The 22,192-nt window shown below is 73.8% G+C and carries 20 protein-coding genes and 1 pseudogene; 6 read left to right on the top strand and 15 right to left on the bottom strand.

The genetic code is table 11. The annotated features are described in order from the left end of the window. Nucleotides 1–46: 46 nt before the first annotated feature. The 6 genes and pseudogenes from ACGFNF_RS12010 to ACGFNF_RS11985 all read right to left on the bottom strand — a co-directional run bounded on the left by ACGFNF_RS12010 (nucleotide 47) and on the right by ACGFNF_RS11985 (nucleotide 5,145). Entirely contained in the window at nucleotides 47–961 is a 915-nt protein-coding gene (locus tag ACGFNF_RS12010) for an ABC transporter permease (protein WP_357576432.1), read from the bottom strand. Next, on the bottom strand, nucleotides 958–2,124 hold the full coding sequence (locus tag ACGFNF_RS12005) for an ABC transporter ATP-binding protein (RefSeq protein WP_357576431.1): 1,167 nt from the start codon (nucleotides 2,122–2,124) through the stop codon (nucleotides 958–960). Before ACGFNF_RS12005 ends, ACGFNF_RS12010 begins: the two co-directional genes overlap by 4 nt. Nucleotides 2,125–2,129: 5 nt before the next feature. Continuing rightward, a complete protein-coding gene (locus ACGFNF_RS12000; protein ID WP_357576430.1) occupies nucleotides 2,130–3,314 on the bottom strand; it encodes a spermidine/putrescine ABC transporter substrate-binding protein in 1,185 nt (394 codons plus the stop codon). Between the two features lie 288 nt (nucleotides 3,315–3,602). Continuing rightward, nucleotides 3,603–3,803, bottom strand: coding sequence for a DUF397 domain-containing protein (locus ACGFNF_RS11995; protein ID WP_357576429.1), 201 nt, complete (start codon nucleotides 3,801–3,803; stop codon nucleotides 3,603–3,605). Then, nucleotides 3,794–4,328 (bottom strand): annotated as a pseudogene (locus ACGFNF_RS11990) (Scr1 family TA system antitoxin-like transcriptional regulator). Before ACGFNF_RS11990 ends, ACGFNF_RS11995 begins: the two are co-directional and overlap by 10 nt. Before the next feature lie 448 nt (nucleotides 4,329–4,776). Beyond that, nucleotides 4,777–5,145, bottom strand: a complete 369-nt coding sequence (locus tag ACGFNF_RS11985) for a DUF3499 domain-containing protein (protein ID WP_132233538.1) — start codon at nucleotides 5,143–5,145, stop codon at nucleotides 4,777–4,779. Between the two features lie 198 nt (nucleotides 5,146–5,343). Here ACGFNF_RS11985 and ACGFNF_RS11980 point away from each other — a divergent pair, with 198 nt between their 5' ends. Beyond that, nucleotides 5,344–5,793: a metallopeptidase family protein gene (locus ACGFNF_RS11980; protein WP_089001916.1), complete on the top strand. Its 450-nt coding sequence runs from the start codon at nucleotides 5,344–5,346 to the stop codon at nucleotides 5,791–5,793. Between the two features lie 35 nt (nucleotides 5,794–5,828). Here the strand turns inward: ACGFNF_RS11980 and ACGFNF_RS11975 are convergent, their stop codons facing one another. From ACGFNF_RS11975 to ACGFNF_RS11965, 3 genes are all read right to left on the bottom strand, one after another. Next, the gene (locus ACGFNF_RS11975; protein WP_088980572.1) at nucleotides 5,829–6,086 is read right to left on the bottom strand and encodes a WhiB family transcriptional regulator; all 258 of its coding nucleotides are present in this window, start codon (nucleotides 6,084–6,086) and stop codon (nucleotides 5,829–5,831) included. 623 nt (nucleotides 6,087–6,709) lie between these two features. Beyond that, nucleotides 6,710–9,217 (bottom strand): bifunctional FO biosynthesis protein CofGH, encoded by a 2,508-nt coding sequence (locus tag ACGFNF_RS11970; protein WP_357576428.1) that lies wholly within the window; start codon nucleotides 9,215–9,217, stop codon nucleotides 6,710–6,712. Between the two features lie 181 nt (nucleotides 9,218–9,398). Continuing rightward, a complete protein-coding gene (locus tag ACGFNF_RS11965; protein ID WP_357576427.1) occupies nucleotides 9,399–10,349 on the bottom strand; it encodes a hypothetical protein in 951 nt (316 codons plus the stop codon). A 98-nt stretch (nucleotides 10,350–10,447) separates the two neighbouring features. Between ACGFNF_RS11965 and cofD the strand changes: the two genes are divergently transcribed. Next, nucleotides 10,448–11,395 (top strand): 2-phospho-L-lactate transferase, encoded by a 948-nt coding sequence (gene cofD, locus ACGFNF_RS11960; protein WP_357576426.1) that lies wholly within the window; start codon nucleotides 10,448–10,450, stop codon nucleotides 11,393–11,395. Further along, the gene (locus ACGFNF_RS11955) at nucleotides 11,392–12,480 is read left to right on the top strand and encodes a coenzyme F420-0:L-glutamate ligase (protein WP_357576425.1); all 1,089 of its coding nucleotides are present in this window, start codon (nucleotides 11,392–11,394) and stop codon (nucleotides 12,478–12,480) included. Before cofD ends, ACGFNF_RS11955 begins: the two co-directional genes overlap by 4 nt. 63 nt (nucleotides 12,481–12,543) lie before the next feature. Here ACGFNF_RS11955 and ACGFNF_RS11950 read toward each other — a convergent pair whose 3' ends face one another. Beyond that, complete coding sequence (locus ACGFNF_RS11950; protein WP_357576424.1) at nucleotides 12,544–13,548, bottom strand: winged helix-turn-helix domain-containing protein; 1,005 nt, start codon at nucleotides 13,546–13,548, stop codon at nucleotides 12,544–12,546. A gap of 281 nt (nucleotides 13,549–13,829) precedes the next feature. Next, complete coding sequence (locus ACGFNF_RS11945) at nucleotides 13,830–14,864, bottom strand: hypothetical protein (RefSeq protein WP_357576423.1); 1,035 nt, start codon at nucleotides 14,862–14,864, stop codon at nucleotides 13,830–13,832. Between the two features lie 39 nt (nucleotides 14,865–14,903). On the opposite strand from ACGFNF_RS11945, the gene ACGFNF_RS11940 reads away from it, so the two are divergent. After that, nucleotides 14,904–15,563, top strand: a complete 660-nt coding sequence (locus ACGFNF_RS11940; RefSeq protein WP_357576422.1) for an NUDIX hydrolase — start codon at nucleotides 14,904–14,906, stop codon at nucleotides 15,561–15,563. Here the strand turns inward: ACGFNF_RS11940 and ACGFNF_RS11935 are convergent. After that, nucleotides 15,532–16,623 carry a mannose-1-phosphate guanylyltransferase gene (locus ACGFNF_RS11935; RefSeq protein WP_151456825.1) on the bottom strand — a complete coding sequence of 364 codons (1,092 nt, stop codon included), beginning with the start codon at nucleotides 16,621–16,623 and terminating at the stop codon, nucleotides 15,532–15,534. The two genes, ACGFNF_RS11940 and ACGFNF_RS11935, sit on opposite strands and share 32 nt — an antisense overlap. A gap of 61 nt (nucleotides 16,624–16,684) precedes the next feature. Then, nucleotides 16,685–17,830: a glycosyltransferase family 1 protein gene (locus tag ACGFNF_RS11930; protein WP_311414325.1), complete on the bottom strand. Its 1,146-nt coding sequence runs from the start codon at nucleotides 17,828–17,830 to the stop codon at nucleotides 16,685–16,687. Nucleotides 17,831–17,980: 150 nt separating this feature from the next. On the opposite strand from ACGFNF_RS11930, the gene ACGFNF_RS11925 reads away from it, so the two are divergent. Beyond that, on the top strand, nucleotides 17,981–18,670 hold the full coding sequence (locus ACGFNF_RS11925; RefSeq protein ID WP_357576421.1) for a TIGR03089 family protein: 690 nt from the start codon (nucleotides 17,981–17,983) through the stop codon (nucleotides 18,668–18,670). A 52-nt stretch (nucleotides 18,671–18,722) separates the two neighbouring features. On the opposite strand, the gene ACGFNF_RS11920 is transcribed toward ACGFNF_RS11925, so the two are convergent. Together ACGFNF_RS11920 and ACGFNF_RS11915 are read right to left on the bottom strand one after the other, a co-directional pair. After that, entirely contained in the window at nucleotides 18,723–20,741 is a 2,019-nt protein-coding gene (locus tag ACGFNF_RS11920; RefSeq protein WP_357576420.1) for an acetoacetate--CoA ligase, read from the bottom strand. A gap of 207 nt (nucleotides 20,742–20,948) precedes the next feature. Then, on the bottom strand, nucleotides 20,949–21,467 hold the full coding sequence (locus ACGFNF_RS11915; protein WP_132233514.1) for an acyl-CoA thioesterase: 519 nt from the start codon (nucleotides 21,465–21,467) through the stop codon (nucleotides 20,949–20,951). A 23-nt stretch (nucleotides 21,468–21,490) separates the two neighbouring features. Here ACGFNF_RS11915 and ACGFNF_RS11910 point away from each other — a divergent pair, with 23 nt between their 5' ends. Then, nucleotides 21,491–22,150: a hypothetical protein gene (locus ACGFNF_RS11910; RefSeq protein WP_357576419.1), complete on the top strand. Its 660-nt coding sequence runs from the start codon at nucleotides 21,491–21,493 to the stop codon at nucleotides 22,148–22,150. The last annotated feature ends 42 nt before the right edge of the window (nucleotides 22,151–22,192 follow it).

Here is a 22,192-nt window from a genome sequence, read left to right as displayed (position 1 = left end):
CTCTCGTTCGCGACTGCGGGGCTCCGCTGCGCTGCACTCCTCGCACTCACAGGACCGTCTCCGGACCCGTCCGGCGCAGGTAGCCGAAGACCACCGCGAGGATCGCCGCCATCAGGAGGAACGACAGCGCCGCGCCCTGCGGGTAGTCCAGCCGGACCAGGAACGCCGAGTCGATGACGTTGCCGATCATGTACTCGTTGGGGGTGCCGAGCAGTTCGGCGTTGATGTAGTCGCCGCTGGCCGGGATGAAGAACAGCAGCGTGCCGGCGACCAGGCCGGGCATGGACAGCGGCAGGGTGACCCGGTGGAAGGTCCGCAGCGGGCCGGCGTAGAGGTCGCCGGCCGCCTCCAGCAGCCGGGGGTCCAGCCGCTCCAGGCTCGCGTAGAGGGGCAGCACCAGGAAGGGCAGGAAGTTGTACGTCAGGCCGAGCACCACCGCGACGGGGGTGGCCAGCAGCCGGCCGTCGGGGGCGAGCAGGTGCACGTCGCGCAGCAGCCCGACGAGCCAGCCGTTGTCCGACAGGATGGTCTTCCACGCCAGCGTGCGCACCAGGAAGCTGGTGAACATCGGCGCGACCACGCAGACCAGCAGCAGGTTCCTCCACCGACCGGCCTTGCGCGCGATGGCGTACGCGAGGGGGTAGCCGGCCAGCAGCGCCAGCACCAGCGCGGCGCCCGCGTAGCCGAAGGACCGCCCGAACTGCGGCCAGTACGCGGCGAGCGCGTCCGGGTAGTTGCCGAAGGCCCACGTCATGGCGTACCCGGTGGCGAGCGAGCCGGCGGGGTCGTAGAGGCTGGCGGCGGCGAGTTGGAGCAGCGGCACCGCGAAGAAGACGAGCAGCCACGCCGCCGCGGGCAGCAGCAGCAGGTAGGGCAGGAGCGGGTGCCGCCCGGGCGGGCGGGGTGGCCCGGGAGCCGCCGGCTGGGCGGCACCGGCGGGCAGGCGCGCGGGAGCGCTCACGAGGGTGCGCCGACCGGCTCGTCCCGCGCCGGAGCGCTCCGGTCCTGCCCACCGGCTTCCCGGGGCAGCAGGAAGGCGTGCCGTGGCTCCCAGTACGCCGCCGCCTCCGCGCCCACCGGCAGCGGACGGGCCGTGCCGCTGTTGGCCACGAACGCGGTCAGCTCGCCGCCCCAGCCGGTGCGCAGCAGGTACTGGGTGCTCACCCCCACGTAGGAGGCGTCGGTGACGATCCCGGTGACGTGCTGGCATCCGGCGGGGACCTGGTCGACGGAGTCGACCAGGTGCAGCTTTTCCGGGCGTACGCCCAGGTGGACCGGCCCCCGGTCGACCCGCGCACGGCCGGCGGGCACCGAGAAGCGACGGCCGTGCGCCGACACCGCCACCTCGTCCCCGGCCGCGCCGGCCGCCTCGCCGGCGAGCAGGTTGGACTGGCCGAGGAAGTTCGCCACGAACGCCGTGGCCGGGTACTCGTAGAGGTCGGCGGGGGCGCCGAGCTGCTCGATCCGCCCGGCGTTCAGCACCGCGACGGTGTCGGCCATCGTCATGGCCTCCTCCTGGTCGTGGGTGACGTGCACGAACGTGATGCCGACCTCGGTCTGGATCCGCTTGAGTTCGAGCTGCATCCGCCGGCGCAGCTTCAGGTCGAGGGCGCCGAGCGGCTCGTCCAGCAGCAGCACCTGCGGGCGGTTGACGAGGGCGCGGGCCAGCGCGACCCGCTGCTGCTGCCCGCCGGAGAGCTCGGCGGGCCGGCGGTGGCCGTGGTCGTCGAGCTGCACCAGCGCGAGCATGCCCATGACCTCGTCGTCGACGGAGCGGATGCCCCGCCGGCGCAGGCCGAACGCCACGTTCTCGAAGACGTCCAGGTGCGGGAAGAGCGCGTAGCTCTGGAAGACGGTGTTCACCGGCCGCTTGTACGGGCGCAGCCGGGTGACGTCCCGTTCGCCCAGCAGCACCTGCCCGCCGGTTGGCTCCTCCAGGCCGGCGATCATCCGCAGCGTGGTGGTCTTGCCGCAGCCGGACGGGCCGAGCAGTGCGAAGAACGAGCCCTGCGGGACGGTCAGGCTGAGGTCGTCCACCGCGGTGACGCCGCCGAACCGCTTGGTGAGGTGCGCCAGCCGCAGGTCGCCGGCCGGGGTCCCGCGTCCCGCAGTCGTCGCACCCATCCCGCTCACGCCCCGATGACCCGCTGGAACTTGCTCTCGTACTCGCGTTCCTGCTTCTCGTCCAGCGCCATGAAGACCGCCGTCCTGGCGAACATGGCGTCATCGGGGAAGATGAGCGGGTTGGCGGCCAGCTCTGGGTCGATCTTCTCCATCTCGGCCTGCGCGCCCTGGACGGGGCAGATGTAGTTGACGTACGCCGCGAGCCGGGCGGCCACCGCCGGTTGGTAGTAGTAGTCGATAAGTTGCTCGGCGTTGCCCTTGTGGGTGGCCCTGTTCGGCACCAGCATGTTGTCCGAAAAGAGCATCGCCCCGGACTCGGGCACCACAAATTTGATCTTGTCATCCTCCAAGCCGAGCTGGATGACGTCGCCGGACCAGCCGATGCAGGCGGCGATGTCGCCCTTGGCGAGTGCCGGTGCGTAGTCGTTGCCGGTGAACCGGCGGATCTGGCCCGAGTCCACGGCCTTCTTCAGCTTGGCGAGCGCTTCGTCGAACTGGGCGTCGCTGAAGTACGCCGGATCGTGGCCGTTCGACTGGAGCAGCAGGCCCATGGTGTCGTTCATCTCGGCCAGCGCGGTCACCCTGCCCCGGAGGTCGGGGCGGGTGAGCAGCTCGTCGACCGTACGGATCTCCTTGGCGACCCGGCCGTTGTAGGCGAGGCCGGCCAGGCCGGACTGCCACGGGACGGCGACGTGGTCCGCGGGGTCGAAGGGCCGGTTGCGCAGCGAGGGCAGCAGGTTGGCCTGGACGTTGGGCAGCTTCGACTTGTCCAGCTTCTGGACCCAGCCGAGCCGGACCATCCGCGCCGCGAGCCAGTCGCTGAGGACCATGATGTCCCGCCCGGTGGGCTGGCACCCCGCGAGCTGGTGCTGCACCTTGCCGAAGAACTCCCTGTTGTCGTTGATGTCCTCGGTGTAGGTGACCCGGATGCCGCTCTTCTTGACGAACGCGTCCAGGGTGGGCCGCTTGGCGGTGTCGGCGTCGTCCACGTCCATGTACTGCGGCCAGTTGGAGAACGTGAGCGTCTTCTCGGTGCCGGACAGGTCCTCGCTGACGCAGCCGGCCTCCGTCTGGGTGGCGGCCGTGGTGCCGCAGCCGGCCAGGGAGCCGCCCGCCGCCAGCAGTGCCGCCGAGCCGAGGGCGCCGGTCAGCAGCCCACGCCGGGTGAGGGGCCGGAGGGGAGTTCGCATGTGACGACTCCTCTGGGTCATCGTCGGCGGGCAGGTGGGAGTGGCGCGCCGACGGAACGTCAGGTGCGGTGAACGACAGATATTGGCATGGGCCGACGGCGACGACGGACGGCGGGTGTCAGCGTGCGCGAAGGGCGATGACGCGACCACATCCCGCTCGACCGCGGCAGCGGTGCGGACCGTCGCGGCAGCGGTGCGGACCGTCGCGGTGGCGGCCCTGTCCCGCCGGTGCGGCGTCCGTCCGCCGCACGCTGCGCCGGCAGGCGTACGCCTGGGGCACCGCCCCGATCAGCCGGCGCGCCCGCGCCGGCCGGCCGACCCGACGAACGCCCGCCAGGCGTCCGGCGCGAAGGCGAGCACGCCCCCGGCGCGGTCCTTGCTGTCCCGCACGAGCACCCGACCGGGCAGGTTGTCGGCCACCTCGACGCAGTCGCCACCGTTGTTGCTGCTGCGGGTCGCGGTGCGCCAGCGGGCGTCGGTCATGTCCATGTCGTCGCCACTTCCCCGATCAGCTCGATCGACTGCCGTCGCGGCAGCGCCTCGCCCGCGACGCTCTCCCATCTCGCGCCCAGGCTAGCAACGTCGGCACTCTCGGTCACCACCTGACCGCGAAGCTGGTTGTCCACATAGGCCGTCTCGGCACCGTCGGGGAGGCGGATCAGCACGAACGGCCCGGCGAGACCGGTGTGCCACGGCGTCCCGGCGGGGATACCCCTCGGTCTGGAGCAGGCCCGGCACCAGCGATGGCTGGTAGGACCTGATCGAGACGGCGTCCTGCTCCAGCTCGGCCCACGGACGGAACCATGGCAGGTCGCGGCGGCGGAACGGCTCGGGCCACAGCTCGGCGGCGTCGCGCCCGAGGACCTCGGCGACGGCGATCCGGGTCCTGGGGTGCGGGATCCGCCCCGAGGCGAGCCACCGCCCCGCCGTCTTCGGGTCGACGCCCACCTTCTCCGCCAGCGACTCGGCGGTCTCGCCCTTCTCGGCCATCGCCACCCGAAGTACCTCGTTCACCGTCCGACCTCCCGCGCCCGCGATCACACTGGGGCGCACGGTAGCCACGCTGCGTGCCCTTGTCGTGGCGCTGCCGGCGTGTCGCGGCGGGATCTGTTTCGCGCATCCGAGGTGGCCGACGACCGCCCGGAAAAGGCCCTGGACATGCCCCGCCGCAGCGTCGGGCCAGGCACCAGACCGAGCGGGATCGCACCTCGGATGGGCCGCGTGCCGGCCGCGCCCGACCACCTCGCCTGCGCTGTCGAACTGATGTCGCGAACGACTCAGCCCTCAGCGGAGCGCCGCGATGTCGTAGACGATTCAGCTCGACAGTGCCCGGCGTGCCCCTCGGGCCCCGGGCAAACCGCTAGGTCCACGGAGTTCCCTCCCCGGCGCCCACGGCTTCCGCCGCGATCTCCGGCTGCGGCCGGACGCATCGAGGCGGAGGAGGTGGGTGCCGAGCGGCGGGTCAGTGGTTCGGGGGGATGACGCGGAGGTGGCCCCGGCGGCCCGTCTGGGGGGTCGAGTTGACCGTCTGGTCGTCCTCGGGCGGGCGCGGAGCCACCGGGCGGGCGGCCTCGCGGACGGCCTCGGCGAGGGCGACCAGATCGTCGGTGGTGGGCGGCGGGGGCTCGAACTCACCCTCGTGCCGGACCACGTCCCAGCCGCGCGGCGCCGTCAGGCTCCGGGCGTGCGGTTCACAGAGGTCGTACGTGTGCGGCTCGGCGAACGCCGCCAGGGGGCCGACCACCGCTGTCGACTCGTTGTAGACATAGGTCAGCGTGGCGACCGCTTGCCGGGGGCAGCCGTTACGGGAGCAGCGCCGTGGTGACCTCACGGCGGCAGGGTATCTCCATTACCGGGTCCGGCGCACTGCTTCGCGTTGCGACACGCCCGTCACGGTGATCACAATTCGGCCGGTTGCGCCCCGGCCGGCCGCCGGGCGGGCGGGCGCCACCCGGTGGATGTCGACCGCGCCGCGCCGCGCCAGCGGCGCTGCCGCAGGCCAGGTCGGTGCGGGCGCTAACCTTTCCTCATGACGAGCCCGGAACACCGCCGCCCCGGCCCCGGCCGGCGCGCCCACCGCGACCGGCACGGGCGCGGCCTGCGCGGGCGGCTGGTGCCGGCGACGGTGCCGTTGGCGCGTACGAAGGCGGAGATCTTCGACGACCTGGTGCTGGACACGGTCGAGACCCTCGAACGGCGGTTCGCCAAGGAACTGGCCGGGGTCGAGTTCGCTGTGGAGGACGTTCCGCCGGACCTCAACGTCTACGACTCCGATGTGCTGGAGGACGGCGAGGTGCCGCTCGCCCGGCTGCTGCCGGGTCGCCCCGGCCGGCAGGAGGTGCCCCCGCGGATCGTGCTCTACCGCCGGCCGCTGGAGTTCCGTGCAATGGATCGCGAGGACCTCGCGGATCTCGTGCACGACGTGATCATCGAACAGGTGGCCAATCTGCTCGGGGTGGACCCCGACGAGTTGGCCTGAGCCGGGCGGCCCCCACCGCCCCGGCCCGGCAACGCTCAGGCGACCCGCCGCTTGAGCTTGCGCCGCTCCCGCTCGGAGAGCCCGCCCCAGATCCCGAACCGCTCGTCGTGGCCGAGAGCGTATTCGAGGCACTCCGTCTTCACCTCGCAGCGCGAGCAGATCCGCTTCGCCTCGCGGGTCGAGCCGCCCTTCTCGGGAAAGAACGCCTCCGGATCGGTCTGGGAGCAAAGCGCCCGCTCCTGCCACTCCGGCGCGTTTCCGAGCAGGTCGGCCACCTCAAGCTGGCCGTCCATCAGATGCCTCCTTGTCGCGCACCGGCGTCATCGCCGCTGCAACCCCCCACGCGGAAGGCGTGCTTGTCCGTACGGTCCCGATTTGTTGCGTTCCGTGCGAACAACCCCATTCAAATTACACGCGTGTAATGCGTGCGCCGTCAAGCCGAACTTGATAATGGAGTCGTCCTCCCGACAACACTCCGGACGGCCACCCGGCCACCCGGCCTCGCAACCTGCCCTATCGATTCAGACCCCGGCCGAGTAACGCCCTCTCCGGCGAGTTGCCCGAGTTTTCTCCCGTGGCGCCTCCCCGCCGACCCGACTGGGAAGGCCGATGAGGACCCTCGGAAGTGACCAACCACGATTCGTTGATCTTGGTGGGGCACAGGTTAACCCGAGTTGGCCCGGACCGCCCGTCGAGCCGGGAACGTCGACGGCGCTGAGCCCACGATGTGGACGCGGCGCGGCGGGGCGACCGCGTACCGCGGATCGCGGCGGGCCGCCGACACGCTGCTGTGCCGGACGGATCCGGCCGTCCCTCCACTTGCGACAGAAATCCCACCCACCGATGGCCGTTCGTCCCACCAGGCGGTACAGGCGAGGCGGACGAGTCAGGCCGGCGGCGTGCCGCACGACGTCCGCTATGGACGAGGGCTGCCGTACGCCGTCGTGCGCCTGCGGGCCGGCCGTCCGGCGGCCGTCGCGATGGCGATCAACTGCTCCTCGGTACGGGCCGAGCCGTTGCCGGAGCCGGCCATCCGGGAGATCGTCTCCTCCATCAGCGTGCCGCCCAGGTCGTTGCAGCCGCCCCGCAGCATCGCCGCCGTGCCCTCGTCGCCGAGCTTCACCCACGAGCACTGGATGTTGTCGATCCGGCCGTGCAGCAGCAGCCGGGCCATCGCGTGCACGACCCGGTTCTCCCGCCACGTCGGCCCCGGGCGGGCGATGCCGGCCAGGTAGATCGGCGCGTTCGTGTGCACGAACGGCAGCGCCACGAACTCGGTGAACCCGCCCGTACGGTCCTGCAGCCCGGCCAGCACCCGGAAGTGCGCGAGCCACTGTCCGGGGTGGTCCACGTGGCCGTACATCATGGTGGAGCTGGACCGGATGCCGAGCTCGTGGGCCGTGCCGACCACGTCGACCCAGGCGGCGGCCGGCAGTTTGCCCTTGGTGAGCACCCAGCGCACGTCGTCGTCGAGGATCTCGGCGGCGGTGCCCGGGATGGTGTCCAGCCCGGCCTCACGCAGCCCGGTCAGCCACTCCCGCACCGACACGCCGGCCTTTGCGGCGGCGGTGACGATCTCCATCGGCGAGAATGCGTGCACGTGCATCCCCGGCACCCGCGCCTTGATCGCCCGGACCAGGTCGGCGTAGACGGTCACCGGCAGCTTCGGGTCGATCCCGCCCTGGAGGCAGACCTCGCTGGCGCCGGCCGCCCACGCCTCCTCGGCCCGGTCGGCGACCTGGTCGACGGAGAGGCGGTACGCGTCGGCGTCGCGCTCCCGCTGGGCGAAGGCGCAGAAGCGGCAGCCGACGTAGCAGACGTTGCTGAAGTTGATGTTGCGGTTGACCACGTACGTCACGTCGTCGCCGACCGCCGCCCGGCGGACGTCGTCGGCGAGCCGGCACAGCTCGTCGAGCGCCGGCCCGTCGGCGGCGAACAGCGCCAGCGCGGCGTCGGCGTGCCGGGGCTCCAGCAGCGCCGCCGGGTCGTCGGCCGCCAGCCGCAGCCCCGCCCGCAGGTCGCCGTCGGTCCCGCCCCCGACCCCGGCGGTGACCTTGCCGGCCACCTCCGACCAGTCGCCGTAGACGTGGTCGAAGTCGCCGCGCCGGTCGCCGGTGCGCCCGGTGGTGTCGATGGTGGCGTGCAGGTCGGTCCGGCCGCCGTACGTCTCGTCGGGCTCCTGCCAGGGCCGGCCCACCGGTCGGGCCTCCTCCACGGCCAGCCCCGTCGCCGGGTCGGCCAGCGCGCCGACGTGCGGCAGCAGGCGCGGATCCAGCCACGGGTCGCCGGCCCGCACGTACTCGGGGTAGATCGTCAGCCGCTCGCGCAGGGTGAAGCCGGACTTCTCCGTGTGCCGGGCCAGCTCGTCGATCTGCGGCCAGGGACGCTCCGGGTTCACGTGGTCCGGCGTCAGCGGCGAGACCCCGCCCCAGTCGTCGATGCCGGCGCGCAGCAGCAGGTCGTACTCGCCCGCGATGAGGTTCGGCGGGGCCTGGATCCGGGCCTTCGGCCCGAGCAGCACCCGGGCCACCGCCACCGTGGCGGCCAGGTCGTGCAGCTCCGCGTCGGGCATCCCGCGCATCGCCGTGTCCGGCTTCGCGCGGAAGTTCTGCACGATCACCTCCTGGAGGTGGCCGTACTCGCGGTGCGCCCGGCGGATCGCGAAGATCGCGTCGACCCGCTCGGCGGGCGTCTCGCCGATGCCGATCAGGATGCCGGTGGTGAACGGCACGCCGACCCGGCCCGCGTCGTCGAGCACCCGCAGCCGTACCGCCGGCTCCTTGTCCGGGGAGCCGAAGTGCGGGCCGCCCGGCTCCGACCACAGCCGCGTCGCCGTGGTCTCCAGCATCATCCCCATGCTGGGCGCGACGGGCTTGAGCCGCTGCAACTCCGACCAGGAGAGCACGCCCGGGTTCAGGTGCGGCAGCAGCCCGGTCTCCTCCAGCACCGCCACCGCGCAGGCGCGCAGGTAGTCGAGGGTCGAGTCGTAGCCGCGCTCGTCCAGCCACTGCCGGGCCGCCGGCCAGCGCTCCTCCGGCCGGTCGCCGAGCGTGAACAGGGCCTCCTTGCAGCCCTGCGCCGCGCCCGCCCGCGCGATGGCGAGGACCTCGTCCCGGTCGAGGAAGGCCGCCGGCAGCCGGTGCGGCACGGTCGCGAAGGTGCAGTAGTGGCACCGGTCCCGGCACAGCCGGGTGAGAGGAATGAAGACCTTCTTCGAGTACGTGACCACGCCCGGCCGCCCGGCCTCGCGCAGCCCGGCGTCGCGCACGGCGCCCGCCACGTCGAGCAGTTCGTCCAGCGCCCCGCCCCGGGCGGCCAGCAGCGCGGCGGCCTCGTCGACGTCGAGCGCCCGCCCACTCGCGGCCCGGTGCAGTGCCCGCCGCACGCTCGCATCGGTCGGGCCGGGCACGGTGCGATCAACCATCCGCCCAGCCTAGGCGCTCATCCGCCCCGTCCCACCTCACCCACCCGGCCCACACGGTGACCCAGCGCACTCCTACCCACGCCCAGTTGGGGTGGGAGGGGGCAGTCGGGGTGGGACGGCGAGCGCCCCGCACGGGGAGCCGTGCGGGGCGTCGGGGCTCTCGGGTGGGGCGGGGTCGCGGTCAGCGCGGGGCGTCGGGGCTCTCGCCGGGGTTGATGTGCTGGGTCCGGTCGGTCTCGTCGGCGGCGGGACGCGGAATCGCCTGGGTGGGCTCCGCCGGCTCGACGGGCTGGCGCGGGATCGCCTGCGTGGGGTCGGCCGAGGGCGGCTGGCCGAACGGCGGGGCGCTCTGCGGCTGGCCGAACGGGGGCGCGGACTGCGGGGCCGGGGGCGCCGACTGCGGGGCCGGGGCGAACGGCGAGCCCGGCTGCGGGCCGCCGGCGTACGGCGCGGGCTGCTGACCGTACGGGGCGCCGTAGGGGCCCGGCGCCTGCCAGCCGCCCTGCTGCCCGGGAACCTGCTGACCGGGAACCTGCTGACCGGGAACCTGCTGACCCGGGGCCTGCTGGCCCGGGGCGGGGTAGCCGCCCTGCTGCTGGGGCCAGCCGGGCTGCGGCTGGCCGTACACGCCGGGCTGCGGCTTCGGCTTCGGCACGTAGTAGAGGGTGCGCCAGACCTTGAACACGACGTACGCGGCGACGGCGAACAGCGCCAGCCAGGCCACGCGGCTCAGCAGGCCCAGGAAGGCGTCGAGGATCTCGCCCTCGGCCAGCCGGTCGACCGTCCAGAAGAGGAAGGTCAGCCCGCCGAACAGCGCGCTGACGGCGTACTCGCCCAGGGCGACCTGGGTGATCAGCTTCGCCTTCGGCACCGGGGGCTTCACGTGCGTGGCGAGCAGCACGGCCAGCAGCGGCAGGAACACCGACTCCACGCCGACGAAGGCGAAGAAGGCGCTGCCCGCCCGCCCGCCGATCGTGCTGTACTCGGTGGGCGTCACCAGCCGGATCAGGCCGACGAAGAGGAACACGGCGTTCGCGCCGAGGAGCACGAACGCGGCGAGTTCACGCAGCGGCTTGGTCAGTTGGCTGGCCTGCGTCGCGTCGGTGGACGCGGGCTCGGCGGGGCTGGTCACGGGATCCCCCTCGGGGCGAATGCGGACAGTTGCCGACGTGAGCCTAGTCTCCCGGCCCACGCGCGGACCGGAGGCGGCCCGTACGCGAGGATGGGCGCATGCGCATCGTGGTTCTGACGGGCGGCATCGGAGGTGCTCGCTTCCTGGTCGGCGTGCGGGCGTACGCCCGCGAGGTCGGTGCCGAGGTGACCGCCGTGGTCAACGTCGGCGACGATCTGCTCCTGCACGGGCTCAAGGTCTGCCCCGACCTGGACAGCGTGATGTACACGCTGGGTGGCGGCGCGGATCCGGAGCGGGGCTGGGGGCGCGTCGGCGAGAGCTGGACGGTCAAGCAGGAACTGGCCGCGTACGGCGCCGAGCCGAGCTGGTTCGGGCTCGGCGACAAGGACATCGCCACCCACCTGGTGCGGACCACGATGGTCAACGCCGGCTACCCGCTGCACGCCGTCACCGAGGCGCTCGCCGCCCGCTGGCAGCCCGGCGTACGCATGCTGCCGGCGACCGACGACCGGCTGGAGACGCACGTGGTGGTGGATCTCGACGGCGGCCAGCGGGCGATCCACTTCCAGGAGTGGTGGGTACGCCACCGCGGCGACGTCCCCACCCACCGGTTCGTCTTCGTCGGCGCGGAGGCCGCCCGGCCGGCGCCCGGCGTGCTGGAGGCCGTCGCCGGGGCCGACGTGGTGCTGATCGCGCCGAGCAACCCGGTCGTGAGCGTCGCCCCGATCCTGGCCGTGCCCGGGCTGCGCGAGGCGGTCTCCGACGGCCCCGTGCCGGTGGTCGGCGTGTCGCCGATCATCGGCGGCGCGCCGGTGCGCGGCATGGCCGACCGCTGCCTGGCGGTGCTCGGGGTGGAGTGCAGCGCGGCCGGCGTGGGCCGGCTCTACGGCGGCCGGTCGGCCGGCGGGCTGCTCGACGGCTGGCTGGTCGCCGAGGAGGACGCCGGCACGGTGGTGCCGGAGGTGACGGTCCGCGCGGCACCGCTGCGGATGACCGACGAGGCGGCGACGGCGGCCATGGTCCGCGCCGCGCTGGAGCTGACGTGAGGCTTGAGATCCTGCCGGTGCCGGGCATCGGCCACGTGTCCGAGGGCGACGACCTGGCGGCCCTGATCGCCACCGCCGCGCCCTGGTTGCGCGACGGCGACGTGCTGGTGGTGACCAGCAAGATCGTCTCGAAGGCGGAGGGGCGCCTCGTCGACGTCCCGGCGGACGGGCCCGAGCGGCTCGCCGCGCGGGACGAGGTGCTGGCCGCCGAGACGGCGCGGGTGGTGGCCACCCGGGGCGCGACCCGGATCGTGCAGACCCACCACGGCTTCGTGATGGCGTCGGCCGGCATCGACGCCTCGAACGTCGACAAGACCCGGCTGGTGCTGCTCCCCGAGGACCCGGACGCCTCCGCCCGGGCGCTGCGCGCCGCCCTGCACGAGCGCCACGGCGTGGACGTCGCGGTGATCGTCAGCGACACGATGGGCCGGCCCTGGCGCAACGGGCTCACCGACGTGGCGCTCGGCGTCGCCGGGATGGACGCGATCCGCGACCACCGGGGCGAGGTCGACCCGTACGGCAACGAGCTCCAGCTCACCCAGATGGCGGTGGTGGACGAGCTGGCCGGCGCGGGCGAGCTGATCAAGGGCAAGTGTGACCAGATGCCCGTCGCGGTGGTGCGCGGCTACCTCACCGCGCCCCGGCCCGACGACGGCGTCGGCGCGTCGGCGCTGGTCCGGGACGCGTCGATGGACCTCTTCTCGCTGGGCACCGCCGAGGCGAGGGCCGCCGGGCTGGCCGCCGCCGCCACCCTGCCGGACGGCCCCAACCCGAGCCCGCCCGACCCGGAGGCCGTACGCCGGGCGATCGGCACGGTCGCGGGCGTGGTCGCGCCCGGGACGGTCTTCAGCCTGGTCTCCGACGAGGAGGCCCGCGCCGGGCTGACCTCCCGGGTGCCCGGCTGGCCGGCGGAGGCGACGACGCTGGTGCTCGGTTCCCCGGCCACCCCGGCCGGCCCGGTCGACCTGGTCCGCTTCGGCGCCGACCTGCAACGCCTCCGCGCCGCCCTGGCGGCCGAGGGTGTCGCCTCCCTGCTGCTCCCCCCGCCCCCGGGCACCACCGCCAGCGCCGCGCTCGCCCTCTGAGGGCACCCCGGCGGACAGGAAGCCGTCCCTCGACCGGGACCCGGCTGACGGCACCGGGCGCGCTCAGGAGTTGAGCATCGCCCGCCCCAACGGGGTCAGGGTGTGCAGGACGGTGTTGCGGTCGCGCTGGCTGACCAGCAGGCCGGCGTTGCGCAGCACGGTGGTGTGCTGGCTCGCGGCGGCGGCCGAGATGTTGAGCCGGCGGGCCACCTCGCCGGTGGTGCAGCCGTCGTCGCTGGCCGCCAGCACTGCGGCCCGGGTCCGGCCGAGCAGCGCCGCCAACGCCTCCCGCCCCGGATCCGACGCACCGGGGCCGCCGCCCTCGCCGGAGGCCGTCAGCAGGCCGCCGAGCCGGTCCACCGGATAGACGAGGACCGGGCGCAGCGCCGGATCGAGGAGGGCGACCGGCGTGGCCGCGCAGAAGAACGACGGCACCAGCAGCAGGCCGCGCCCGCCCAGGTGCAGCTCCCGGCTGTGCGGGTAGTCGCGGATCTCCAGCACGCCGTCCTCCCAGCGCATGGCGGGCCGCATGCTGGCCAGCAGCCCCTCCACCCCGCCGTCGAGCAGGGCGCGGGCCCGCCGGGCCCGGTCGGCCTCCACCGCGGCCTGGATCCGGGTCCAGTACGGGTCGATCGCCAGGCCCCGGTAGCGCTCCATGGCGCCGGTCAGACCGCGCAGGATGTCCGGCTCCCCCCGGGCCAGCGCCCCGGCGCCGACGGGCAGGGCACTGTTGGCGGCGAGCAGCGCCAGGTCGCGTTGCAGCAGGGCCGTGGGGGTGCTGCGGACCGCCTCCATGCCGGCGTCGAACCCCGACACGCTCTCGTACGGGGTGAGGAAGTCGGGGAAGTAGCCGCGGGGCGGGTTGAGCGTCAGCAGGAGGCGCAGCCCCGCCGAGTCACTGACCTCGCGCAGCCCCTGCGTGACGCTACGCCGCCAGCCCGCCAGCAGCGGATCCCGGCCACGGCCGGGCAGCAGGTGCAGGCTGAGAACCAGCTCCCACACCGGATCCGCCGCCGGAGCCACCCGGGTCCGGAGGATGTCCTCGGCGGAAAAGTAGATCTTCAGCATGGACGGCTCCCGCGTCGCCCGGCAGAGGGGATGCCTGGCAACCGTTTGCACTGTACCTGGCCGGCACTTATCTCCGTCTTTAAGCGTGGACTGAAAGACCTCGACGCCTCCGGGGGCCGTTCGGCATGCTCTCACTGCCCGTACACGGGGGCGGGCACGTCACCCGACGCGCCTGGAAACGGGCACCCGGGGGACGGGGAGAGACCGGCGACCGGGCGGCACCACGAGGGTCTGCGGCCGTGTTCCGCGGAGGTGTCGTCCGGCCGCCGGTCCACCACAGCTCAGGCGACCCAGAGCGCCACCCGATGGTCCTCGTCGGTGACGTAGAAGCTCTGCCCGTCCCACTCGGCCACCCCCTCCACGTGGTGGAACGGCGCCAGGTCCGCCACCAGCTCGCCGGGGACCAGATGCTTGTCGCCGGGTGCGGGAAACCGCACGTGCCGGGAGGTGACCTCGCCGCCGGCCGGATGGTCGTCGAGCAGCACCGAACCCTTGCCCAGCGCGTCGATCGACCCGACGATCGCCGCGTAGCCGCCGTCGTCCGTGGGCGTGATCGCCCGGAAGCCGGCCAGCGCGCCGGGCGGCGTCACCCCCGTCAGGACGTACGCCCCTGCCGCCCGTGGCCAGCTGGGCGCCGGGTCGAACATCTCCGGCACACCGGTCAGCTCGACCAGGATCGGCTCGCCGTCGGCGGTGACCGGGAACCGCAGTCCGAGCAGGACCCCGCCGGCCGGCGTGAAGGCCGCCGCCTCCACGTTCAGCGGCAGGTCGTCGGGGACGAGCCGGCTGACCCAGCCCTTCGACCGGGCGGTGCCCCGGGCGACGGTCTCCCCGATGAACCGGGCCCGCACCCGCTCGCCCGGCGGCAACGGGGTGAACGCCGCCGCGAGCAGGGCGTCGTTGACCGCCCGGTGCAGCCGGAACCGGTTGCGGACCACCTGCACCGGCAGGGGGCCCGCCGCCGCGTCGTCCTCGCGGAACCGGGCCACGAAGGCGCGTCGCGGGCGCAGCGGCCCCGCCTTCGAACCGAAGTGGGACCCGAAGACGTACACCCAGCCGTCGTGGTGGGCGAGCGCCTCGCCGTCCTCCGTGCGGCCGTTCTCGGCCCCGGCGTCGGCGGCCACGTGGTGGGCGACCCAGCGGCCGTCGTCCAGCTCCAGCAGCAGGGCCAGGCAGTGCTCCACCGGCCCCTCGTCGAGCACGGTCCAGAAGCCCCGCCGGGCACCGTGCGCCCGCAGCAGCGGCACGGAGCGAACCGGCAGCAGGTCGCTGGCCTCGTTGCCGGCCACGACGAACTCCAACAGTCGCAGGGTCACCGCGCCAGGGTACGAAGCGTCGGCTCGTACAGTGTCGACATGGCCGACTTCCCCACCGCCGCCTCCCGACCGTCGGACGCGGAGCCGCACGCGGCCGCGCCCGCCGAGCCGGACGAGGCGCGGCACGCCGAGGTGTACGCGGCCCTGCACGCCGACGCCGTCGCGACGCTGAGCCGGTGGGAGCCGACCGGCCCGGCCGCCGCCGAAGCCCGCGACCGTACGGTCGCGCTGCTGGCCGCCGGGCCGGTGGCGATGAGCCGGGCGCACCGGCCCGGGCACGTCACGGCGAGCGCGCTGGTGCTCGACGCCACCGGGTCGCGGGTGCTGCTCTGCCTGCACGGCAAGTTCCGGCGGTGGGTGCAGCTCGGCGGCCACTGCGAGCCGGCCGACCGGACCCTCGCCGCCGCCGCCCTGCGCGAGGCCGGCGAGGAGTCCGGCATCGCCGGCCTGCGGATCGACCCCGTCCCGATCGACGTCGACATCCACCCCGTGAGCTGCCAGGGCGGCTCGCTGCATTACGACGTGCGCTTCGCCGTGCTCGCCCCGGCCGGGGCCGTGGAGCGGGTCAGCGAGGAGTCCGAGGCGCTGGGCTGGTTCCCGCCGGACCGGCTGCCGGAGCCGCTGGCCGGCGGGACGGCGCACCTGGTCGCCCCAGCCCTGGCGACGCTCAGACGAGCCCCTCTTCGCCCCGTTCCTTGAGCTCGTCGACGACCTTCTTCACGTCCTGCGCCCGGTCGCGGGGGCAGACCAGCAGCGCGTCCGGGGTGTCGACGATGACCAGGTCGCGCACGCCGACGGCAGCCACCAGCCGCCCGGAGTGGGGCACCACCACCAGTCCGGCGCTGTCCCGCAGCAGCACCCCCGGCTTGGCGTCGGCACCGAGCACCACGTTGCCGTCCGCGTCGGCGGGCAGCACCTCGCCCAGGGTGTGGAAGTCGCCGACGTCGTTCCAGCCGAAGTCGCCCGGCACGGTCGCCACCCGGCCGGCGGTCGCCGCGCCCTCCATCACCGCGTAGTCGACGGAGATCTTCGGCAGCGTCGGCCAGACCGTGCCGAGCACGTCGTCCTGCTCCTCGGTGCCCCACGCCTCGGCGATCGCAACGATCCCGGCGTGCAGGGCGGGCTGCTGGCGGGCCAGCTCGGCGAGGAACACGTCGACCCGCCAGACGAACATGCTGGCGTTCCAGAGGTGCCGCCCGGAGCGGAGGTACGCCTCGGCCACCTCGGCGCTCGGCTTCTCCTTGAACTCGGCCACCGGCCGCAGCGGGCCACCGTCGACCGGGTCGCCGGTCTGGAGGTAGCCGTAGCCGGTCTCGGCCCGGGTCGGGGTGATGCCGACCGTCATCAGCAGGCCCTGCTCGGCGCCGCGTACCGCCTCCCGGACGACCTCCCGCCAGCGCTCCGGGTCACCGATCAGGTGGTCCGCGGCGAAGGAACCCATCACCGCCTCCGGGTCGCGCCGCGCGATGACCGCGGCGGCCAGGGCGATCGCCGCGCACGAGTCCCGGGGCGAGGGCTCGACCAGGATGTTCTCTTCCGGCAGCCCGGCGAGCTGGCGCGCCACCGCCGTCACGTGCGCGGTCCCGGTGACCACCAGGGTGCGTTCGGCGGTGGTCAGCGGACCCAGCCGGTCCACCGTCGCCTGGAGCAGCGAGGCGGCGGAGCCGGTCAGCGGGTGGAGGAACTTGGGATGGCCGGCGCGGGACAGTGGCCACAATCTCGTGCCACTGCCACCCGCCGGGATCACGGCGTAGATCACCCGCACATCATGCCCGATTCGCCTGACCGGGGACGCATTCTCGCGCCGCCCGCCAGGGCGGTCAGGCCCGGGCCCGGCTCCAGGCGGCGATGTGCACCTCGGCGCTGGACTCCCAGGTGAACTCCTTGGCCCGGTCGAACCCGGCCTTGGCCAGGGACAACCGCCGCTGCTCGTCGTCGAGCAGCGCGGCCAGGTCCGTGGCGATCTGGTCGGGCGCCTCGCTGGTGTACGCGACCGCGTCGCCGCCCACCTCCGGCAGCGACAGCCGGGGCGTGGTGAGCACCGGGGCGGCGCACGCCATCGCCTCCAGGATCGGCAGGCCGAAACCCTCCCCGTAGGACGGGTAGGCGGCCACCAGCGCCCCGCCGAGGAAGCCGGGCAGGTCCGCGTAGCGGAGATAGCCGGGGCGGAGCAGCCGCAGGTGCGACGGGACCTCCGCCACCGCACGGTCGATGTCGTCGTCGTGCCCCTGGCCGCCGGCGATCACCAGGGCCGGCGGATCCGCCCGCTCGGCCACCGCGCGGGCCCAGCCGCGGATCAGGTTCGGCACGTTCTTGCGCGGCTCCTTGGCCCCGAGGAAGGCCACGTAATTGGTGCCGCCGAGCCCCAGCCGGGCCCGGACCCGGGCCTTCTCCTCGTCGCTGGGCGCGTGGAAGGCCGCGTGGTCGACGCCGTGGTAGGCCACGTCGATCCGGGTGGGGTCCGCGTCGAGCAGCCGGATCAGCTCGTCCCGGGTGGCCTTGCTCGGCACGATCACCCGGTTGGCGCGGCGCAGCGACGTCTTGATCGCGCTGCGGAAGAAGGTGCGCCGCGACTTGTCGTAGTGCTCCGGCTCGGTGAAGAACGTCGCGTCGTGCACGGTCACCGTGACGGGGCAGCCGGCGCGCAGCGGACAGGTGTAGAAGGGCGAGTGCAGCACCTGCGCGCCCACCTGCTGGGCGAGCAGCGGCAGGCCGGTCTGCTCCCAGGCGAGCCGGGCGGGGCGGTGCGCGACGGCCGCCGGGGCCGGGACGATCTCCGCACCGGGCAGCATCCGAGTGTAGCGCTCCAGGTCGGTACGCAGGCAGACGACGGCCAACTCCACCCCCGATCCGCACACCTTGCCGAGGGCGCCGAGCAGGCCGTCGACGTATCGACCGACACCACCACGGTCGACGGGGACACTCGTGGCGTCGATGAGCACGCGGGGCGGGCGGCCGGCGGTCACGGGGCGACTCCTTGAACTGACGGAACTGTGGGGAACAACACTCCGGCAAGCCTACGCCGGAGCCCGGCGCGGACGCTGACTGCGACCCGACGGTACGCCGACTTCTCGCTGTCATCGACTACGGCCACCGGGGGCGTATCGTTCGCGCCGATGGCCGACAACATTGCCCGGGTCTTCGCCGACGCGATCGCGACCGACCCGACCCGACCGCTGCTGACCTGGTACGACGACGCCACGGGCGAACGGACCGAGCTCTCCGGAGCCACGCTGGCGAACTGGGTGGCCAAGACGGCCAACCTGCTCGTCGACGAGGTGGCCGTGGGCCCCGGCGACGTCGCCGGGGTGTCGCTGCCCCCGCACTGGCAGACCGCCGCGGTGCTGCTCGGCTGCTGGTCGGCGGGGCTGACCGTCGCCGACACGCCGGGCGACGTGGACGTGCTCTTCACCGCCGCGACCCGGGTGGCCGAGGCGGACGCCTGGTCGGCGGGCGAGCGGTACGTCCTCGCCCTCGACCCGTTCGCCCTGCCGATGCGCCAGGTGCCGCCCGGCTTCGCCGACTACGTGTCGGAGGTACGCGCCCACGGCGACCACTTCAGCCCGTACGCCCCCGGCGGCCCGGGCGAGGCGGCGCTGCTGGGCCGCGCGACCGCCCGCGCCACGGAACTGGGCATCGCGTCCGGCGACCGGGTCCTGATCGACACGGGGAGGTATCCCGATCCGGTCGACTGGCTGCTCGCCCCGTTGACGGCCACCGCCACCACGGTCCTCTGCGCCAACCTGGACCCGTCCACCCTCCCCACCCGCACCACCACGGAACGGGTGACCCGCCCCCTCCCCTGACGGCCACGCGCGGCCGGTCAGGGGCGGGAGGAGTGGGTGGGAGGGGTGCGGGTCAGGGGCGGGGGGTGCGGGTCTGGGCGAGGGTGGCGAAGGCCGTGAGGGACTCCGGGTTGGCCAGGGCGCCCCTGGCCGCCGCCGAGTCCACCGGGGTGCCCGTGAGGATCTTCTTCACCGGCACCTCCAGCTTCTTGGCCGACAGGGTGCGCGGCACGGCCCGCACCTGGTGGATCTCGTCCGGGACGTGCCGGGGCGACAGCGCCGTACGCAGCTCGCGGCAGATCTTCTTCCGCATCGCGTCGTCCAGCTCCAGGCCCTCGGCGAGCACCACGAACAGCAGCAGCTCACCGGCGCCGCCCTCGTCGTCCTCCAGGTGCACGACCACCGAGTCGACGACCTCGTCGAGCCCCTCGACCACCGAGTAGAACTCGGCGGTGCCGAGCCGCACGCCGCCCCGGTTCAGGGTGGCGTCGGAGCGGCCCGTGATCACGCAGCCGCCCCGGTCGTTGATGGTGATCCAGTCGCCGTGCCGCCAGACGCCCGGGTAGAGGTCGAAGTACGCCTCGCGGTAGCGGGTGCCGTCCGCGTCGTTCCAGAAGCCGACCGGCATGCTCGGCATCGGCTCGGTGATCACCAGCTCGCCCAGCTCGCCGACGACTGGCGTGCCGTCGGCCGAACGGGCCTCCACCTTGGCGCCGAGCGCCCGGCAGGTGATCTCACCCGCGTGCACCGCCAGCAGCGGCACGCCGCCGACGAAGCCGGTGCAGACGTCCGTGCCGCCGGAGAGCGACTGGAGTTGGAGGTCGTCGCCGACCGTCTCGTACACCCAGGTGAAGCCCTCGGCGGGCAGCGGCGCGCCGGTCGAGCCGACCCCGCGCAGCGCGGAGAGGTCGGCGGTCTCCTTCGGCACCAGCCCGGCCTTGCGGCAGGCCAGCAGGAACGGCGCGGACGTGCCGAAGTACGTGGTGCCGGTCTCCCCGGCCAGCCGCCACAGGGCGCCCAGGTCGGGGTGGCCCGGGTTGCCGTCGAAGAGCACGATCGCCGCACCCACCGCCGGCCCGGAGACCAGGAAGTTCCACATCATCCAGCCGGTGGTGGTGAACCAGAAGAACCGGTCCGCCGGGCCCAGGTCGTGGTGCAGGGCGAGCATCTTCAGGTGCTCCAGCAGGATGCCGCCGTGGCCGTGCACGATCGGCTTCGGCAGCCCCGTGGTGCCGGAGGAGTAGAGCACGTAGAGCGGGTGGTCGAAGGGGACCGGCGTGAAGGTCAGCGGCTCGTCGGTGTCGGCGGCCAGCTCCGACCAGGCCAGCGCGCCCTCGAACGCGCCCGCCGGCCGGTCCGGAGCGTCGCCGGACGGCGCGGTGGCCGGGTCCCCGGCCGGGTCGAGGTAGGCGATGCCGACGGTGTGCTTCACCGACGGCAGGGCGGCCCGGATCGCGGCCACCTCGCCGCGCCGGTCGACCGGCTTGTCGCCGTAGCGGTAGCCGTCCACCGCGACGAGGACCTTCGGCTCGATCTGCTGCCACCGGTCGGTGACGCTGCGGGTGCCGAACTCCGGCGCGCAGGAGGAGAAGATCGCGCCCAGGCTGCTCGTGGCGAGCAGCAGCACGTACGTCTCGGGGATGTTGGGCGCGTAGGCGGCGACCCGGTCGCCGGCGGTGACGCCGAGCCGGCGCAGCCCGGCGGCCACCCGGCGGACCTGCTCGCGCAGCTCGGCGGCGGTGAGGGTGACCGGCGCCCGCGTCTGGCCGTGCGCGATGACCACCGGGTCGTCGTCGGCCAGGCCCGGCATCCGCAGCACGTTCTCGGCGTAGTTGAGGGTGGCGCCGGGGAACCACCTGGTCCCGGGCATCCCCCGGCCGCTCAGCGTGGCGGTCGGCGGGGTGTGCGCGACCACCTCGAAGTGGTCCCAGACCGACCGCCAGAACGCGTCCAGGTCCGTGACCGACCAGCGCCACAACTCGTCGTAGTCGGCGAAGTCCAGCCCCCGGTGCTCACGCAGCCAGCGCAGGTAGCTTCCGATCCGGGACCGCTCGCGTACGTCCGCCGGCGGCGTCCACAGCACGTCACCCACAGCTCCACCCTTCCCTGGCCCCGCACGACACTGTGAAGTGGGCCGTGGCGCCATCTTGCCCTACCTCAGAGCGCCATTCTCCGCACCCGACCTCCGTCGGCGCACGTGCCGAGCCCACATGCCCTACCGCCGTGCTGTGTGTGCCGCGTCAGGAAGGGCACCTTCCTGACGTTTTTCGTAGCGGAAGGTGCCCTTCCTGACACCCGGTCAGCCGGCGCGGTGGGCCTGGATGGCGCGACGGCGGGCCAGCCGGTGGGCGCGGCGGATCTCCGCCTCCCGGAACCGGCGCTCGTCCTCCGGGCCCTCCGGCAGCACCGGCCGGACCGCCCGTGGCGCGCCGCCGAGGTCGACGCCCACGAAGACGAGGTACGCCGTGGCCACCCGCACCGGCTCGTCCTCGGCCGAGTCCCACCGCTCGGCCACCACCCGGACGCCGACCTCCATCGAGGTCTGCCCCGTCCAGTTCACCTGGGCGTGCGCGTGCAGCAGGTCACCGACCCGGACCGCCTCGGTGAAGACGATCTCGTCGATCGCCGCGGTGACCGCCGTACCGCCGCTGTGCCGGGCCGCGGCGGCCCCCGCCACGTCGTCGATGAACTTCATGAGCACCCCGCCGTGCACGGTGCCGTAGAGGTTGACGTCGACCGCGGTCATGATCCGGCTCAGGGTGACCCGGGAGTAGGAGGTCGGCTTGCCGGCCGGCGCGGTGGAGGGGTGCTCGGTCATGTCGGAAACGGTACGGTGCGCGGATGCGACATCTCTGGAGCTTCCTCGCGGGGTTGGTGGTGGCGCCCGTCACGTGGGTGCTGGTCACCCTCGGGCAGGACGGGTCGGCGGGCACCGTCGACCGTTGGGTCGAGATCGGCACGTCGAACTCGGCCAATCTCATCGAGCCCGCCGTCTACCTCGCCGTCGGCGGGGTCCTGCTCGGCCTGCTCGGCACGCTGCGCACGTCACCGCTCGGCCCGCTCGTGGCCGGGCTGCTGCTCGCCACCCCGTACGTGGCGATGTTCGTCGCGCCCTTCGAGGTGCGGGACCGCATCCCGGACGGCTGGAAGGTCTTCGGCGACCCCCTGCCGCTGCACCTGCCGGTGGAGAACGGCACGCTCTTCCTGATCGGCCTGCTGCTGGTCGTGGCCACCTTCAGCGGGCAGCGCTGGCGGCGCTGGCCCCGACCGGCGGTCGAGCCGACGCCGGCGCCCGCCGAGGGGCCGGAGCGCAACGACTTCACGCTGACGGACTGGCCGCCGGCCGAGCCGACCGACCGGGACACCGCCCCGCCGAGCCTCGGCTACCCGGACCCGACGCCGACGGAGCCGCTGCCGCGCCGCACCGCTGGCGAATCGCCGTGGTCGGCGCCGCCGCGTGGCACCAACCGACCGGAGGAGACCACCACCGACCTGCGTTGACCGCACGGACCTCGGGCCCCCGCCCTGGCGGGGCGGGGGCCC

The sequence above is a fragment of the Micromonospora sp. NPDC048868 genome (genome assembly GCF_043198195.1).
Taxonomy (GTDB): Bacteria; Actinomycetota; Actinomycetes; order Mycobacteriales; family Micromonosporaceae; genus Micromonospora; species Micromonospora reichwaldensis.
This window is presented reverse-complemented; position numbering and strand designations above follow the sequence as displayed.